Origin of the sequence: Pontibacter vulgaris, from assembly GCF_022758145.1 — a bacterium.
GTDB classification, from domain to species: Bacteria; Bacteroidota; Bacteroidia; order Cytophagales; family Hymenobacteraceae; genus Pontibacter; species Pontibacter vulgaris.
Genome location: NZ_JAJVDH010000003.1, coordinates 976,898 through 995,067 on the forward strand (window position 1 = coordinate 976,898; position 18,170 = coordinate 995,067).

Consider the following 18,170-nt stretch of genomic DNA (forward strand, 5'->3'; position numbering starts at 1 on the left):
AATTATTTGTTCTGATTATCAGAACGTTGTAAACTCAAATATAGAGAATTGAACTTGAAACTTGGGGCTAAAGTTGTTCAGTTTATACACAAATATATAAGTGATTGTAAATGTGTTAATTACAACGAAATACACAAAGTTATACACATGGTGTGACTACTATATTAGGTCGTTGATATATTGGTATCAATAATATTTTTGTTTAAATAATACAATTAAGGTGAAATTTATATAGGTTTGATTATATCAAATGGGTTCTTTCATCCTCTATTGTCAAATAAGTTATATTATTTAAATACAAGCTACTGTACATAAGTATACCTGTTCAGAACAAGAGTTGATAAGCTAGAACAACCACAACCGACTCAAAATGCTTTAAATCAGCATTATATCACAGATTTATATTCTGTAAATATATGCTATGTCTGTTTCAACACAGTTTTCCACAATTAAATATTCTATTTTTTTTACCTCAGATTGTAAGTAGCTGAGTTAAAAAATAGTATGATTTTACTCTATTATCAATAGGCAAAAGAATTGTAATTTAAAGAACGCTTAACCTGTCTTGTACCCCAAATTATGTTGTAAAACGGAATCCATTTGCTACCTAGTCCAACATTAATCTAAAGGGGGCGTTGTGTTTACTATACCTATTACCTTTTAAAATGAAGCTGTTTACCCGTTCTACCCGTTACCTTTCAATTCTTGTCTTATCCCTGCTTGTCTTCAGCTGCGAGGACACCGAAGTTACACCTGATAGGCCGCTCACGCTGGAAGAAGAGCAGCTGCTTTTAGGCAACCCCAGCCAAGCCAGTGATACCGATGCCAATAACTACCTGATTACGCGACCACAGTATGCCCTCTCCTACAGCAGGGACCGCGGCACGCCTAACTGGGTCAGCTGGCATGTAGAGCAAAAGTGGCTGGGGCAGGCAAATCGACAGGACGACTTTCGAACAGATCCCACACTTCCGCAGGGCTGGTACCGTGTAGGGCCATCAAGCTATACCGGCAGTGGCTTTGACCGTGGGCATAACACGCCTTCAGCAGACCGCACCAGCAGTGTGGAAGATAACTCAGCTACCTTCCTGATGACGAATATGATCCCGCAGGCACCTAACCACAACCGCGTGCTATGGGCTGACTTGGAGGAATACACCCGTGAACTGGTAGAGGATGGTATGGAAGTGTATGTGATCATGGGCAGCTATGGCGCTGGCGGCACAGGCAGCAACGGGGCAATGCAGAGCATTGACCAAGGCAGGGTCATCGTGCCAAACCGCATCTGGAAAGTGTTGTTAGTACTGGAAGCAGGAGAAGATGATCTGGAGCGTATCTCTGCTTCTACCCGCGTGATTGCAATCAATACCCCCAACAGCAACAGTGTTAGCGCAGACTGGGGATCGTACCGTACCAGCGTGGATGCCATAGAGCAGGCAACAGGTTATGACCTGCTTTCCAACATACCCCCTGCTGTACAGCATTCACTGGAGGCTAAGGTAGACACCGGCCCTACGCAATAGGGTGTGAGTAGAGCGGTAATATGCCTTGTTCTGAAGCAATTTAAATAGTTTAAGTGATCGTGAATTAAAGGGTTTCAATAACCTATTCTATTAGTGCTGTGACGAAGGCAAGCTAATACCATGCGCAAATGCAGGCCCTGCAAAACAGACCTACCCAGTCCACCCCAAACTGTTCCATTTCCCCAAGACTCCCCCACCCCTAAATTACAAGGCTCTAAAACGGAGGTGTGAGATATTTTTTTGGGATTTTTTTTTAATTCCAGTTGAGTATGCCCTCTCCTATCAAATACAGCTAGCTAGTTTTAACTGTCTTTAATTTCTCAATTACTGCTATTGTATCACATCTCCATTAGAACTACATTAGTAGTTCTATACAAAATATCCACACTTAAATCCCATTACATGGAACCACTCTTACTCATTGTCTTGGTAGTCATCATAGCCATTTGGCTAACAGGCAGAAGCAAACTTAAGAAAGATAATCTCACCTTAACCTTACTACTGCAGAACACCAAGCAGGACAATCTGAAACTGCAAGGCGAGGTAACCAACCTGAATGGTAAAGTCTCAGAACTGGAGCAACATAACAATGTCTTAAGCAAGTATCAAGGCATTGTTGATGCTGACTTGGCGGCAAGAGAGCTGCTGCTTAGAGCAGAGCTGGAAGCTACCACCCTCACAACGGATGCCCAGGCGGAGCTATCCCAAGCGCGCTCTGAAGCCAGAACAATTCGAGCCAGAGCCAAGGAAGATGCACAGGTGACAATAGACAAAGCAGAGAAGTTTTTGTCTACTGCATCCGTGGAAGCAAAGAGCATTGTGGAAGCTGCTAAAGGCAGAGCAGAAGAGATTGCCGGTGAAGCCTATTACGCCCTTAATAACGCGGGTGAACTGGAGCGTACTGCCAAAGCCATGAAGAACATTGTCGATGGCTATGGCGACCGTTACCTGGTGCCAACTTTCTCCTTACTGGATGACCTTGCTGAGGAGTTCAGTCACACCGAAGCAGGTGAACGCCTGAAGGCTGTAAGGCAGGTAACGCGCTTGATGATCGAGGATAACCGAGCAGCAGCCTGTGAGTATGCAGAGCCAGCCAGAAGAACCACAGCCATACGCTTTGTACTGGATGCCTTCAATGGCAAAGTGGATTCAATCCTATCCAATGTCAGCAAGGACAACTACGGCACGCTAGAACAACAAATTAGGGATGCCTATCAGGTGGTGAATAACAACGGGAAAGCCTTCCGTAATGCGGTTATTACGCCTGAATACCTGGAGGCCAGGTTGCAGGAACTGAAATGGGCAGTCGTGGCACAGGAACTCAAGTGGCAGGAGAAGGAAGAACAGCGCCGTATCCGCGAGCAGATCCGTGAAGAAGAGAAAGCCAGAAGGGAATTCGAACGGGCCATGAAGGAAGCCCAGAAAGAGGAAGACACACTGAAGAAACTCATTGAGAAAGCCCAACAGCAGGCCAGTCATGCTACCGAAGAACAAAAGGCCCAGTATGAGCTGAAGCTGCAGGAGCTGGAAGGCAGGTTGAAGGCAGCAGAAGACAAGAACCAGCGTGCCTTATCCATGGCGCAACAGACCAAGTCCGGTAATGTGTACATTATATCGAATGTCGGTTCCTTTGGGGAAAATGTTTACAAGATCGGTATGACCAGACGCCTTGAGCCACTGGATCGCATCAAGGAACTGGGGGATGCCAGCGTACCCTTCGAATTCGATGTACATGCCATGATCTACAGTGATGATGCACCTGCCTTTGAACGTGAACTCCACAAGAAATTCCTGCGCCTGCAGGTAAACAAGGTGAACCCGAAGAAAGAGTTCTTCCGCATTGGACTAAAGGACATACGGGATGAAATCGAACGTCAAGGTATCAATGCTAAATGGACTATGACTGCAGCAGCACGGGAATACCGTGAGAGCTTAGCTTTGGAGCAGGAACTGCTCACGGATACAGTAAAGCAGGCGGAATGGGAAAGATACCAGCTAGAGCAGGATTCTGTGACAGTGGATACAGAAGAAGAATTGGAAGCTTAACCTATAGGTGATACTTACAGGTAGACTAGGAACCCTGCTGACTGGCGGGGTTTCTTGCTTTATAAGTTAAAAGTGAGTTCTGATTACCATCCTTAAAATTGCTAGAATAGAGACTGTAAAATAAACTGTGTCAACGGATTAGGAGTATTACTTTTAACACAGTTGACATGGAAGAAAAAAACGAGCTGGATCTGGAAAAGATCAAGCGCCAGTTCCTGGAAGAGTTCTGGAGCGGCAAACCCACCTTTGGCAAAGACGGCGCCCTTGGCCCCTTGCTAAAACACTTCTTAGAAGCCGCCCTGGACGCGGAGATGGACCTGCATCTGACAGATGAGCAACGCAAACAAGGTAACCGCCGCAATGGCAAGGTCACCAAGCAGGTCCGTACCTCAGACGGTGTGATCGAAGTGGAGTCATCCCGCGACCGCTCGGCTAATTTTGAGCCGCAGATCATCCGCAAGCGTGAGACAGTGCTGGCCGAGAACCTGGAGCCCCGCATCCTGAGTATGTACGGTTTGGGCATGAGCCTTCGTGACATCTCAGCGCATTTGAAGGAGCTATATGATATGGACATCTCCCACGACACCCTGGCGGCCCTCACCGAAAAGATCGTTCCCCAGGTAAAAGAATGGCAGGCCCGGCCGCTGGATAGGCTCTACTGCATCGTCTGGCTGGACGCCATGCACTACAAGGTCAGACAGGAAGGGCGCACCATCTCCAAAGCCGTTTATAACATTCTGGGCATTGACCGCCACGGCCACAAAGAGCTGCTGGGCGTGTATGTGTCCGAAAGCGAAGGGGCTACCTTTTGGCTCAGTGTTCTTACCGATCTACAGCAGCGGGGTGTGGAAGATATGCTCATCGCCTGCATTGATAACCTCAAGGGCTTTGCCGAAGCCATCTGCAGTGTTTTCCCGCAGGCTGAAGTACAAAGCTGTATTGTCCACCAGATCCGCAATAGCATCAAGTATGTGGGCTCCAAGGACCAGAAGGAATTCATGCGGGACCTCAAGCCCGTGTACCGGGCAGAGACAAAAGAACTGGCCGAACTCAGGCTATTGGAGCTGGAGGAGAAATGGGGCAAGAAGTATCCTAAAGTGCTCGAGAGCTGGCAGCGGAACTGGGACAAGCTCTCTACGTATTTTAAGTACACCGAGCCGATCAGAAAGCTGATCTACACCACTAACACCATTGAGGGTTTTCACCGCCAGGTCAGGAAGGTGACTAAAACAAAGGGGGCTTTCCCCTCAGACATGGCCCTGCTGAAGCTGATATACCTGTCTCACCAGAATATCAGCAAAAAATGGGTTATGCCACTTAGTAACTGGAGTCAGACAGCCCAGCAGCTCTCCATTTGGTTTGGCGAGCGTATGCAGCTGGATTTGAAGTGAGACGCACTTTAAAGTTTGGCCCTGTTGCTGTAAGGATTCACACCACTACACCAACAGGGCCAGTAAATGAAAAGATGGAAATGACACAGTTTAAATTACACTCCCCTAGAATACGTTTCCTAGCCCTTCTTCCTCCGGTAGGGTGTAGTTAACCAGTTCAGTAAGCGGCACCTGAAGCCCTCGTGCCAGAGAAACCAGCACATCAAGCGTTACAGAAAACTTAGCCAACTCTGCCCTTTGTACAGTCAGTTTAGAGACATCCGCAATATCTGCAAGCTCCTGTTGGCTCATATCTTTGCTCTCACGAAGCTTTCTTAAATGCGCGCCAAATGCCTGTACAGCTGCAGGATTCTTCATGCCTTAAAGGTGGCAGACTTATCTCTATCGACTGGTATCACATATGTATCCAAATACTTATATTTGCGTAAGTATTCCGACCCTCTAAGCTTTTCTGGTTACAGCTCCCTTGCTTTAGGAAAGTACATGACCAGACGGGATCAAACCAAAACAGTGCAGGCAATGGAGTTAAAAGTTGATAAGGCCGACTATGAAAAAGGCGGCATCTACATGATCACCAACACAATTGATGAGCGCGTCTATATAGGACAGGCGCAACACTTCTACAAACGCTACCTTTACCACAGGGCAAACCTAAAGGCCGGCAAACACCCCAACCTGCTTCTGCAAAATTTTGTACTGGATCACTCAGTGGATGAACTGGAGTTCTCTGTACTGGAAGTGACAAGGTATCTGGATGCAAGGGAAATGCATTACATAGAATTATATAAGTCCATCTTTGTGGGCCATGGGTTCAACATCGCCAAGTGCAATATAAAGACCGCGGGTTTCGATGAAAAATTCAGGCTCAACTCCCTGTACCTGCACTATATCAAAAAGGGACATCAGGTGGAGTTAGACAGGCTTGAAGGGGTACTGGAAAAATACCGGGAACATTTCAGGAATATAGCGGCTTCCAACCTTTCCCTGTCTGAAGCAACGGAGGATGCCCAGTACGAGGCAAGGCTGTACCGGGACTTATACGAAGCCGCTCAGGAAGACCGTGATCTGTGGAAGCAGCGCTTTGACGTACTTGCTAAGCAGTTCAACAATAACGACAAGCAATCAGGACGCAGATTTGACATAGTATCAAACCAACTCTGCATATTTAGCTAAACTTAAATATCTTTGAGAAGACTGATAAGGTGAATGCATTTCTCCTGAGCCTTCTAAAAAAAATTGTCCGATATATGTCCGAACAAAACAAAAAAGCGCCGCAAATACTTGATTCACAGCGCTTTAATATAATTAAATGTGGAGATGCAGGGATTCGAACCCTGGTCCAGACAAGGAAACCGACGGGCTTTCTACATGTTTAGGTTTATTCGGATTGTCGGGAGTTTGCAAGTATAAACCAGGCTTATGCGCCCTCCTTAGATGCTTAGTTTCGCCTGTGCACCGCACCCTTACACAGACTAGTAAATCGGATCGAAGCCTCTGATGTGCAAGCAGATTTACGAAACCTGCACGAGACTATGGCTAGTGCTTAATACCTAGATTAAGCAGCCATGGCGTAGTTATATTCGCCAGTTATTGTTCGAACGGATTTTTAACAGGTGGTACGTTCATCACCCGACATGCTTACACGCAATCTGCACAAGCTGTCAATTCCGGTCATCCCCATAAGTTAAAGAACAAATTCCTGATTTTATACTTCAGGAGGTATGCCACAAACATACGCAATTTTACAGCATTATGATCGTGGTTTCTTAAATATTAAACACATTTATACCTGCAAAAAGTTTCAGGTTAAGTATAAAGTATAGCTGCGCATTTCATAAAGTATCATAAAAAAACCGACCCTTCCTCGGCATGCAACAGGCACACCTCGGAAGGGTTTGGGTTCTCAACTTTAACTAATCTAAAACGGTTTATACCTGTTACTTCAGGGCTGTTGTCTGCTTATTCTCAATTACCGGTGCCTGGTAAAAATCTACTATCGAGTTGGTATACTTGCAGTAGTTGATCGGATTTGTGATCTGGAAAATGGCTGGCTGTTTTGCGCCAACTGGTATCAGCATCAGCGAGTGTTTACCGTCTACTGTCTGGCGCTCAAACGCTACACCTTCGCGGTTATCGAAGCGCACATCAAAGTAGTACAGGTATGGGTAGATCCAGTTTACATATTGCGCTTTGCTTGTACCTGAAAGGCTTCTGATCTCTAGCTTGTTATAGTTGTTGGCAATTGCCTGCTGAAACTCCACTGCGTTAAGCGGCACATTGTTCAGCACAGGCATCACATCAAACTGGCCATCCAGCATCACCCATTTTTTCAGGTCGGGCAGGTATACTTCCAGCAGCACGTGGCCGGCACCATATTGCGTGGTTTCCACATCTTTTGTTTTAAGATTCAGGCGACGGGCTGGTAACCCAATGGCGTTAAGGCTGGCTGCTGTTACAATGCCGTATTCCACGCAACGGAACTGCTTTCCTTCCTTTACTTCGGCAAGTATAGTCAAGGCATCCGGGTTTGATGGTTGGTTCATGCCGTTATGCTCCCACTGCTTGTGTACCCAATTCACCATACGCAGCGCTTTTTCGGTATCGTTGGCAGCGCCTTTTACAATCTCATCCAGGTTATACTGTTCGCGCAAAGTGTTCAGGAAATTGTTATTCTGGTTCTGCTCATAAGTTAAAGTATAAGCTGGTATATTATTGGTTCTGTTAAACTTCTGTTCTTCAAAACCATAACCTTTAATTTCGGTAAGGGCGTAATCTTTACCGTTCAGCAGCACATAAAACTTATGCGATTTACCCGGCTTAACGTTAAAACTGATAGAATCTGAATCGGTATAGAAACTGAACTTTACTTTATTGTTAGGCACAGGCACCTGCATTACATCCACTGCTATTTGCGGCGAAACATTCCAGCTGCCTCTCACCCACTCTTTGTCAATTTTATAGTCAGCTGCAGTTGCTTTGGCGTTAATTACAGGCAGGCCTTTGTAAGTGTTTTGTGCAATGGCGTTAGCTGCCAGTGCCATAAACACAAGCAGAAATGATAATGATTTTTTCATGGTTTTATTTTGTACTAATGGTTGTAGATCAGAATGCTTGAACTATAGTTTATTTTGCTGCCAGCTTCTGGCTTTTCAGGTGTTTTAAGGCGCGGTCCAGTACAGGGTCCTTTTTCTGGATGTAGTCCTGCAGGGTCATTTTAACTTCTATGTCCGGTTTCACGCCATAGCCTACAAACTCGCGACCGTCGGGGTAAGTGTCTTTTTTGGTGCAGATGCGGGCCATGGCGCCACCTGGCAATTCAAACATAAACGGCTGGCCGGTGCTGCCAAAAGAGTTCTCTCCTAATTTGGTCATGTGCTGCTGGTTATCGGCATAGATCAGGAAATCTTCGGCGGCGGAGGCTGTGCGGTGCCCGATAAGTATAGCAGTAGGAACGATCACTTTATCGCTTTGCTTTACCTTGTTGCGGGCAGGCTTGTAGTCAAAATTATGCATCAGTCTATCCTGGTAAGCATTCAGCGATCTGGCAGCCCAGGCATCACCAACTGTATCTTTCGGGTTTTCGATAAACTTACCCCAGGCCTTAAAGCTGGCCAGGTGCTGGCGCGTAGAGTTTCTTGAACCATACAGCAGCGTATCCGGGCTCAGGTAATCCAGAATTTCACGACCTATACTTGTAGAGCCGCCACCGTTATAGCGCAGGTCAACTATAAGCGCTTTGGCTTTGCGAAGCTCCGGCAACACCTGTATAAATAGCTCATTTATCTTCGGGTCGTGGAAACCGTTAAGGGCCAGGTAAGCAGTCTGGTTTGGGTACCATTTCAGCTCCAGTAGTTTCATCTCCTCGATGGCCGGGTATACTTCCTTTTCTGCGGTCTTGGCATGCGTCAGCGTCAGGCTTTTCACCTTACCTTTCGGCGTTTTATACTTGATGTTATACTTCTCACCTTTCAATCCTTTCAGCATCGTTTCAATAGCCCGGTCCATCAGCACGTAATCTGTAGACGACGCGATGTACGGCAACACATTCTGCTTGAGGTGCTCCATAGTTGGCAGGCCATTTACTTCAATAATTTCGCTTCCGATCGGCAATTCATCCTTTGCGCTCAGGTTAGTTCTGGTAATAATGGCTTTGTTATCGATGTTGGTCAGAAAGATTTTATACTTACCGAACATACTGGTATACAACAGGGTATCGATACGTTGCGGGAAGTAGATATTAGTATGGCCGTCGTTCAGGCTGGCGCAGAATTTTTGCAGCTCACGGTAATATTCGTAGTCATTTGGGGTGTTTTGCACAGAGGTAATAGCCTTGCGGTAGTCGTTTTCCCACTTGGCACGGTCCACTTTATCCAGAAACACGAAGTTATAGTTTACTTCCTGCCAGAATTTAGACAGGCCATATACTTTATCTTCAGCAGATAAGGTGTTGGGCAATTGTGCGTTTGCTACTAAGGCAAAAAGCAGCATTAAAGGTAACAGAAGCTTTTTCATGGTTTTATTTTATACTTGGTGCAGTTACTTACTTATTCAGTTCTGAGGGACGTGATCGGGTTAGCTACCGCTGTTTTAATGGCATGGAAACTGAGCGTTACCAGCGCGATCAGGAAGGTGGCAATACAGGCCACGGCAAATACCCACCAGCTCAATTCCGTGCGGTCTGCGTAATCCTGCAACCAGTCATTCATCAGGTACCAGCCTAGAGGCAGCGCCACCACATTGGCCACCAGCACCAGCTTCAGGAAATCCTTGCTCAGCATAAAAACTATACTTGCTACCGAGGCTCCTAACACTTTGCGTATGCCAATTTCTTTGGTGCGTTGCTCCGCTGTAAACAGGGCCAGGCCAAACAATCCAAGGCAGGAAATAAAGATGGCAATGCCTGCAAAGTACTTGGTCAGCTCGCCTATTATAGCTTCTGTTTTATATATCTGCTCATAATCGTCATCCATAAAATGATACTCGAACGGGAAAGCCGGATTATGCTTTTTCAGGATGCGCTCGATGGCAGCCAGTGCTTCGGTAGTTTTTCCCGGCTCTATGCGGGCCAGCATGGTATTGTTGTTCTGTGGCGCTAGTCTCATTACTAATGGTTGCACTTTTACTTGCACCGGTGCCGTATGGAAATTTTTGATCACCCCGATAATGTGGCCTTTATTAACCCATTCCATCCACTCTCCTACTGGTTGCTGTAATTGCATCAGGCGGGCTGCTTCTTCGTTTATCATATAAGCCGCCGTATCGGTACCAAATTCTTTCGAGAACTCGCGGCCACTTTTCAGTTTCACATCCAATGTTTTCAGCAGGTCATAATCCACGGCCATCACACTGAACAGGATATCTGCATTCGGGTCTTTTCCTTTCCAGTTTATACTTGTTGAGTTGCCTACTTCTATCGGGCTTTGGTCTGTTGATGACACCGCAACTATACCCGGCGTATTCATCAGCTCACGTTTCACCACTTCGTAGCGGTTTCGCAATTCCCCTTCCAGAGGCATATACACCAGGTTATTGCGGTCCATGCCAATGTTTTTGGTGCGGATAAAGTGTAGTTGCAGGTAAACTACCAGCGTACTGATAATAAGCAGGCCTGAAAGTATAAACTGGAACACCACCAACCCTTTTCGGAACACGCCTACGCCTTTGTTCATTTTTATAGTTCCTTTCAGTACTACCACCGGGTTAAACGACGACAGGAAAAAGGCCGGGTAGCTGCCCGAAAGTATACCGGTAAGTATAGCTACGCCCAGCAACATAGCCATCAGAGACGGGTTAAGCAGGTCCAGCTCAATAAACTTACCAGTTAGCTCATTAAATTTCGGTAACAGTATACCTGCCAGGTTCAGGGCCAGGAACAGGGCCAGAAATGCAATAAGCACCGACTCTACCATAAACTGCTTTATCAGCGACGACTTATTGGCGCCAATGGCTTTGCGCACGCCTACTTCTTTGGCTCGTTTAGCCGAGCGGGCCGTGGCCAGGTTCATGAAGTTGATGCAGGCAATTACAAGTATAAACAGTGCAACTATAGTAAACAGTCGCACATTCCCAATTCTGCCGCCACCCACTTTACCAGCCCTGAAATCATCGTAGAGGTGCATATCAGCTACCGCCTGCACAAAAACATCCGATTTAGATTCTTTGCTGTGGTTACGTATGATCGGCTCTATCTTTTTATTGAAAGCATCTTTATCGGTGCCCGGCTTTAACTGCACAAACGTCCGGATACCATAGCCATCCCAGCTTTTTGTCCATTGGTGCATGGGCTGCGAGGCAAGGTCCTGGTACGGCATCAGGTAATCGAACTGCAGCGATGAGTTTTCCGGAATATCTTTTAAAATACCTGTTATGCGGTAGCTTTCCTGGTTATTTACTTTCACCATTTTATCCAGGGCCGCATCAGCAGAACCAAACAGGTTTTTAGCCTTTTCTTCTGTAATGACCATGGTATTTGGCTGGCTCAACACCTGCCCCGCACTGCCCTGCAGCAACGGGAAAGTAAATATTTGCATGAAGGCAGGATCTACGTAGCGGCCTGTCAGTTTAAGGGCTTTATCGCCGTAAGTAATAAGCTGCATCGATGGCCAGTTCATGCGCGCCGTTTCTTTTACTTCGGGCATTTCCTGCTCCAGTGCCTCGGCCAGCGGGCCAGGGTTGGCATCGGTGTTCAGGTCTTCGGCGCCCGGGTAATGCTGAATTACACGCACACGGTACAGGTTGTCCAGGTCCTGGTGGAAACGGTTAAAACTAAGCTCATCCCGAACCCAAAGCAGGATAAGTATACTACAGGTCATACCCAGCGCCAGCCCCGAAATATTGATCAGGGAGAAAACCTTGTGGCGCATCAGGTTGCGGTAGGCCATTTTGAGATAGTTCTTAATCATAGTCTTGGAAATTTATCTGCACCAATATTAAATCTCAGTTTTGAACAGAAGCAAGTATAAGGCTGCCTCCAGACAAACTGGCAAGAAATTAAAATGCCAGTTTTTCATATTACTGATTATCAATAAGTTAATAGAAATATAAAATTAAAAACTGTACGCTTCCGATACACATTTCGGGAGAACAACTGTGCGGTTGCGTTACAGCATTTTGAGAGGCAGAATACTATAAATTGTATTAAGCTAACCTTTGTGAGATGGCAGCAGGCTCCCTGTTTGCAGGCTATAAACTAGAGAAGTATAAAACTCCGGATAAATTATTTAAATTCGGTATCAGAACCAGAATTGCTTGCACTATGGCCACAGGAAAAACCGGCAGAGTTTTAATAGTTGACGATGAAACCGACGTGCTTTTTGCGCTGAAAATGCTGCTGAAGACGGAGGTAAAGGAAGTTGTAACCGAGAAAAATCCGGATAACCTGCTGAGCTTGCTGGCAAAAGAAAAGTTTGATGTCATTTTACTGGACATGAACTTTAAAAGTGCACTTAACACCGGCAACGAAGGCCTGTACTGGCTGCGGCAGATTCTGGAAAAAGACAAGGACGCTACGGTTATATTGATCACGGCCTACGGCGATGTGGAGCTGGCTGTAAAATCTTTGAAACAAGGCGCTTACGACTTTATAGTAAAGCCCTGGCACAACGATAAATTGCTGGAAACACTGCACAATGCCCTGCAGGCTAAAAGCGGCAAAAAGTCAGGCAAGGTAACAGAAAGCACCACTACCCATACCTCTATACTTGGCCAGTCCGAGGCAATACAGGATATACTTTATAAGATCGAAAAGATTGCACCCACCGAGGCCAACGTGCTTATACTTGGCGAGAACGGAACAGGCAAAGAACTGGTAGCACGCGCGCTTCATGAGAAATCTTTCAGGGCCAGCAAGCCTTTTGTAAGTATAGATGTTGCCGCCCTTACCGATACCTTGTTTGAGAGTGAGCTTTTCGGGTTTAAAAAAGGCGCTTTTACCGATGCCAAAGAAGACCGCAAAGGGCGCTTTGAAGCTGCAAATGGCGGCACTTTGTTTTTAGATGAGATTGGTAACATCTCCCCAGCCATGCAGGCCAAACTGCTTACTGTTCTGCAAAACCGTCAGGTAACGCCGCTGGGCTCCAACACGCCTGTGCCTGTCGATATCCGGTTAATCTCCGCTACCAACGAGCCCATTTACGAACTGGCCGCTAAGAACCTGTTCCGTAAAGACCTGATATACCGCATCAATACCGTAGAAATTACGCTGCCACCATTGCGCCAGCGCCACGGCGACGTAGAATTACTGGCTCGTCATTTTGCAGGAATCTATGCTGAAAAGAACCACAAACCTGTTCCCGAATTTGCACCCGCAACTATACAAAAACTAAATCAGCATAGCTGGCCCGGCAACGTGCGCGAGCTGCAACATTGCGTGGAGCGCGCCATTATACTTGCCGAAGGCAATGTGCTGCAACCCCAGGATTTCAGTTTCTCGGCTATGGAAATGGCTACTGCAACACAGGCTGGCCCGATTTATACTTCCGACACCAGCATGCCACTAAGTGAGATTGAGCGCGAAACCATACGCCGTGTGATCGAGAAGAACAAAGGCAATATTTCTAAAGCTGCCAAAGAACTTGGTCTAACCCGCACTGCTCTTTACCGCCGCCTGAACAAGTATGATATCTAAGCGACTGGAACTCGGGCTGTTTGTCCGTTTTATACTTTTGCTGGGCATGATGTATGTCACGCTCCAGTACCTGGTGCAGTTTACCTGGCTACAGGTAACATCGGGCGTACTGGTTATGCTGGCACAGGTCTGGGAAATGGCCCGTTACGTAACCCGCAGCAACAACGAGCTGGCCAGGTTCCTGGAGGCCGTAAAACAACGCGACTTTTCGCAGCGATTCAACGAACATTCCAATACCTCGCTGCAGGAACTGCATAAAGCCTTTAACCTGATCAATAATACATTTAAGCAGTTGCACATAGAGCGCGAAGCGCAGTTCCAGTACATGCAAACTATACTTCAGTTGGTGGATACCGGCATTATAGCGGTTGATGCAGAAACCGGCGAAGTGGAATGGGTAAACGATGCTTTTAAAAAGATACTGGGCGTGCCTTACCTTAAAAGTATAAACTCCCTGGAAAGCCGCTACCCTAACTTGTTTGAGTCGCTGCAAAGTATAAAATCCGGTGAAAGTATACTTGTGAAGCTGAAGTTACCAAGCGGGCAGTCGCAGTTACTGGTTTCGGCTACAACGTTTACTATGCAGCACCGCGACCTGCAGCTTATAGTACTTAAAAATGTAAGCGCCACCGTAGATGCCACCGAAACCGAAGCCTGGCAAAAACTGCTCCGCGTGATGACACACGAGATCATGAATTCGGTTGCGCCAATCGCTTCATTAGCAGACACGTTGGGCAAACATTTACACTCGGAACGCGAACGCTATACTTCAGAACCCGATACGCCACTGGATGTAGAGCTGTTGGAAGATACAGAAGAAGGTATTGGCATTATTAAAAAGCGCAGCGAAGGACTTTTACGCTTCACGCAGTTTTACCGCAATTTAAATAAACAGCAGAACCTCAACCTGACTACCATTTACGTGCAGGAACTGTTCAAAAGTATAGATGCCCTGATGCGCCCGCGCCTGGAAGAGGAAGGTATAGAATTTATCTGCAAAGTATCGCCTACCGACCTTACTATAAACGGAGATGTGAACCTGCTGGAACAGGTACTTATCAACCTTATAACGAATGCACAACGAGCTGTACGCGGGCGACCATCACCGCAAATTATACTTGTAGCCAAACAGCAGGACGGCAAAGTAACGATTGAAGTACACGACAACGGCACCGGCATACCCGAAGAACTGCTGGAAAACATTTTTATACCTTTCTTCACCTCACACAAAGACGGTTCCGGCATCGGGCTCAGCTTGTCCAAACACATCATGCACCTGCACAAAGGAAGTATACAGGTAGAAAGCGAAGAAGGCGTTGGCAGCACCTTTAAGCTGGTGTTTTAATTCTGTACAGACACCATACTTTGCGTCTTGGGGCTACAAAACACAGAACCCTCCTTTCCCAATTTCTTCCATCAGTCAGATTTATACTTATACTTTATTTAAACTTCTAGCCCTTTAAAATCCAAAAACAATTTTACTTAAATTATCTTTTTATAGATTTTTCGAAGTTATATATAGATAAAATCTATGAACATAACCTTACAAGATAGAGTATATCGTTTTAGCAAACTTATTCACTATCAACCGGTAACGCGTTATGAAAGAAAAAAAAAAGTATCGTACTGCAACTTCAGGAAACGGCCATAAAGGCAACGGAAAAGATAACTCCCGCACACTCACCACCCGCCAGGGCCACCCCGTAACCGATAACCAGAACATTAGAACGGTTGGCAATCGCGGCCCTGCCACTATGGAGAACTACCACTTCATTGAAAAGATATCGCACTTCGACCGCGAACGTGTGCCGGAGCGTGTTGTGCATGCCCGTGGCGCCGGTGCGCATGGCGTTTTCCAAGCATATGGCACTGTGGGCAGCGACCCGGTTGAGAAATTTACCCGCGCAAAAGTTTTCAAGAAAGGTAAAGAAACGCCGGTTTTTGTACGCTTCTCTACGGTTGGCCACGGTACGCACTCACCGGAAACACTCCGCGATCCGCGTGGCTTTGCTGTTAAGTTCTATACCGAAGATGGCAACTGGGATCTGGTAGGCAATAACCTGAAGATCTTTTTCATACGCGATGCCATGAAATTCCCGGACCTGATCCACTCGCAGAAACCCGACCCCGTAACCAACATCCAGAGCGCTGAACGCATTTTCGATTTCTTCTCTGGTACCCCTGAAGCTACTCACATGATCACGTTCCTGTATTCGCCGTGGGGCATTCCGGCTACATACCGCCAGATGCAGGGCTCGGGTGTGAACACCTATAAATGGGTAAATTCTGATGGCGAAGCAGTGCTGGTGAAATACCACTGGGAGCCGATGAAACAAGGTATCTGCAACCTGACCCAGAAAGAGGCGCAGGAAATACAAGGCAAAAACTTTAACCACGCTACCCAGGACCTATATGAAGCCATTGAACGCGGCGATTTTCCGGAGTGGGAACTGAATGTGCAGATCATGAGTGACGACGACCATCCGGAACTTGACTTTGACCCGCTGGATGACACCAAACTATGGCCGAAAGAGCAATTCCCATGGCATCCGGTCGGCAAAATGACCCTGAACCGCAACCCTGTCGATTACTTTAACGAGGTAGAACTAGCCGCTTTTGGTACAGGTGTGCTGGTGGATGGTTTGGATTTCTCTGACGACAAAATGCTGCAGGGCCGTACCTTCTCTTACTCCGATACACAACGTTACCGTGTGGGAGCCAACTATCTGCAGTTACCAATAAACGCTCCTAAAGTACATGTGGCAACTAACCAGCGCGGAGGTCAGATGGCTTTCGATACCGATTTTGCTGAAGGCCAGAACATCCATGTAAACTATGAGCCATCTATACTTGGTGGTTTGCAGGAAGCCCCGAAAGCCGGAAAAGATTATACCCCACGCTACGAAGCGAATTTGGTGCGCCAGAAAATAGACCGCCAGAACAACTTCGGGCAGGCCGGCGAAACGTTCCGCAATTTTGAAGATTGGGAACGAGAAGAACTGATCAACAACCTGGGTAACGACCTGGCCAAGTGCGACACCCGCATCCAGGAGAAAATGCTGGAATATTTTACCCAAGCCGACGAAAACTATGGCCGACTGGTAAAAGAGAAAATTGCAGAAGTAACCAAAATGATGAAGCAGAAACAGACACCTGGCACCGATGGACCGCTAGGCAATGTAACCGGCGAAGAAGGCGTAAAACATGCGCAGAAAAAATCACACTCGGCCAAGCCGTATTAAGCTATACTTAACTAAAGTGTAAGTCTGATTTAAAACCGTGGCCAGCCAATTCAGAAGCTGGTCATGGTTTTTTTGCGTTTATACTACCCCAAATTTCACCATAAAAAAATGCTTCCCGCTATTACAGCCCGGTTTTCGTACATTTCTCTAAGTGCTTATTCTTAGAAAAGCAGAAACATAGGCTTAATTGAATATTTATTTAGCCATAACGCGCATCAATTTATCGGAATGCTTACATTTAGGCCCGTTATACTTAGCCTACTATGAAAAAACATTATCGCTCTGATAAAACCTGCCTGAATTGCGGCACCACCGTTGCCGATAAATTTTGCCCAAACTGTGGCCAGGAAAACCTGGAATTACATGAGAATTTCCTGCACCTGTTAATGCACAGTGTAGGCCATTACTTCCATTTCGAGTCGAAGTTTTTTAACAGCATCGTGCCGCTTTTAACAAAGCCGGGTTACCTGACGAAGGAGTATTTTGCGGGCAAACGCGCCTCGCATCTCAACCCGATCAGCATGTATATTTCTATCAGCATTGTTTTCTTTTTCTTGTTCACGGCCAACTCTAACAGCAACAAAAAGGATATACTGAAAGAGAAAGCCACAGAAGAAAACACGATATCAAAAGCGGATGCCGAAGAGGCAAAAGCTATTATAAGCAATGTAGTATCTGAAAAAGCAGGAAATCATACTTATACACTAATAAATAAAGCCCGGGAAACTACAGACAGCGCCAATAACCAAAACAAGGAGTTTGCGTCGAAGCCTGCAACAACCAAGGCTGACAAAGCAGGAAACACATTTACGTTAATTGATAAAACGTCTTTACCACAGTCGTTGAAGGATAAAGTAAAAAATCTGATGGAAGATGACACGAGCCAGCAGCTTTTCATGAATAAGCTGACAAGCCATTTGCCAAAAATGATGTTCATTTTGCTGCCATTGTTTGCCCTCATTCTAAAGTTGGTAAACTTCCGGTCAAAGAAATTTTATGTCGAGCACCTGATTTATTCCATACATGTGCATTCGTTCCTTTTCCTCTTTGGGTCTATACTTATTATTTTAGGCTGGATTTTACCTTTCCTTGACGACTGGATAATGCTGTTTGGCCTTATAGTAATAATCTGGTACATCTACCGGTCTATGCGAAACACGTACAAAGGCTCTCGCTGGCTTACTGTCTATAAATTTTTCATGCTGGCAGTTGCCTATACTTTCCTGATGCTGCTTAGTGGACTTGTGGTTATTGTTGCCACGCTTTATACCATCTAAAAACCAGTTTATCATCAATTTTTCAGTTATAGTTTACAGCAGAACATAACTGTATTTCAACTATT

General features: G+C 46.1%; 12 protein-coding genes and 1 other RNA gene. 8 read left to right on the top strand and 5 right to left on the bottom strand.

Going from position 1 to position 18,170, the window contains the following annotated elements; all coding sequences use genetic code 11:
• Positions 1-665: 665 nt before the first annotated feature.
• The 3 genes from LWP20_RS09520 (at position 666) to LWP20_RS09530 (ending at position 4,960) form a co-directional block, all read left to right on the top strand.
• A complete protein-coding gene (locus LWP20_RS09520) occupies positions 666-1,523 on the top strand; it encodes a DNA/RNA non-specific endonuclease (RefSeq protein WP_242927891.1) in 858 nt (285 codons plus the stop codon).
• Between the two features lie 402 nt (positions 1,524-1,925).
• Positions 1,926-3,569 carry an SNIPE associated domain-containing protein gene (locus LWP20_RS09525; RefSeq protein WP_242927892.1) on the top strand — a complete coding sequence of 548 codons (1,644 nt, stop codon included), beginning with the start codon at positions 1,926-1,928 and terminating at the stop codon, positions 3,567-3,569.
• A 167-nt stretch (positions 3,570-3,736) separates the two neighbouring features.
• Positions 3,737-4,960, top strand: a complete 1,224-nt coding sequence (locus LWP20_RS09530) for an IS256 family transposase (RefSeq protein WP_242927893.1) — start codon at positions 3,737-3,739, stop codon at positions 4,958-4,960.
• 105 nt (positions 4,961-5,065) lie between these two features.
• Here the strand turns inward: LWP20_RS09530 and LWP20_RS09535 are convergent, their stop codons facing one another.
• Positions 5,066-5,317, bottom strand: a complete 252-nt coding sequence (locus LWP20_RS09535; RefSeq protein WP_242927894.1) for a helix-turn-helix domain-containing protein — start codon at positions 5,315-5,317, stop codon at positions 5,066-5,068.
• A gap of 126 nt (positions 5,318-5,443) precedes the next feature.
• On the opposite strand from LWP20_RS09535, the gene LWP20_RS09540 reads away from it, so the two are divergent.
• Positions 5,444-6,133 carry a GIY-YIG nuclease family protein gene (locus LWP20_RS09540; protein ID WP_242927895.1) on the top strand — a complete coding sequence of 230 codons (690 nt, stop codon included), beginning with the start codon at positions 5,444-5,446 and terminating at the stop codon, positions 6,131-6,133.
• 136 nt (positions 6,134-6,269) lie between these two features.
• Here LWP20_RS09540 and ssrA read toward each other — a convergent pair.
• The 4 genes from ssrA to LWP20_RS09560 form a co-directional block, all read right to left on the bottom strand.
• Positions 6,270-6,639, bottom strand: a transfer-messenger RNA (tmRNA) gene (gene ssrA / locus LWP20_RS09545).
• A gap of 258 nt (positions 6,640-6,897) precedes the next feature.
• The gene (locus tag LWP20_RS09550; RefSeq protein ID WP_242927896.1) at positions 6,898-8,034 is read right to left on the bottom strand and encodes a transglutaminase-like domain-containing protein; all 1,137 of its coding nucleotides are present in this window, start codon (positions 8,032-8,034) and stop codon (positions 6,898-6,900) included.
• A gap of 49 nt (positions 8,035-8,083) precedes the next feature.
• Positions 8,084-9,472: a S41 family peptidase gene (locus LWP20_RS09555; RefSeq protein WP_242927897.1), complete on the bottom strand. Its 1,389-nt coding sequence runs from the start codon at positions 9,470-9,472 to the stop codon at positions 8,084-8,086.
• Positions 9,473-9,504: 32 nt separating this feature from the next.
• Positions 9,505-11,862 carry an ABC transporter permease gene (locus LWP20_RS09560; RefSeq protein ID WP_242927898.1) on the bottom strand — a complete coding sequence of 786 codons (2,358 nt, stop codon included), beginning with the start codon at positions 11,860-11,862 and terminating at the stop codon, positions 9,505-9,507.
• 353 nt (positions 11,863-12,215) lie between these two features.
• Between LWP20_RS09560 and LWP20_RS09565 the strand changes: the two genes are divergently transcribed.
• The 4 genes from LWP20_RS09565 (at position 12,216) to LWP20_RS09580 (ending at position 18,105) form a co-directional block, all read left to right on the top strand.
• Complete coding sequence (locus LWP20_RS09565; protein WP_242928033.1) at positions 12,216-13,586, top strand: sigma-54-dependent transcriptional regulator; 1,371 nt, start codon at positions 12,216-12,218, stop codon at positions 13,584-13,586.
• A complete protein-coding gene (locus tag LWP20_RS09570) occupies positions 13,576-14,931 on the top strand; it encodes a sensor histidine kinase (RefSeq protein ID WP_242927899.1) in 1,356 nt (451 codons plus the stop codon). Before LWP20_RS09565 ends, LWP20_RS09570 begins: the two co-directional genes overlap by 11 nt.
• 256 nt (positions 14,932-15,187) lie before the next feature.
• Positions 15,188-16,828 (top strand): catalase, encoded by a 1,641-nt coding sequence (locus LWP20_RS09575; RefSeq protein WP_242927900.1) that lies wholly within the window; start codon positions 15,188-15,190, stop codon positions 16,826-16,828.
• A 263-nt stretch (positions 16,829-17,091) separates the two neighbouring features.
• Complete coding sequence (locus tag LWP20_RS09580; RefSeq protein ID WP_242927901.1) at positions 17,092-18,105, top strand: DUF3667 domain-containing protein; 1,014 nt, start codon at positions 17,092-17,094, stop codon at positions 18,103-18,105.
• The last annotated feature ends 65 nt before the right edge of the window (positions 18,106-18,170 follow it).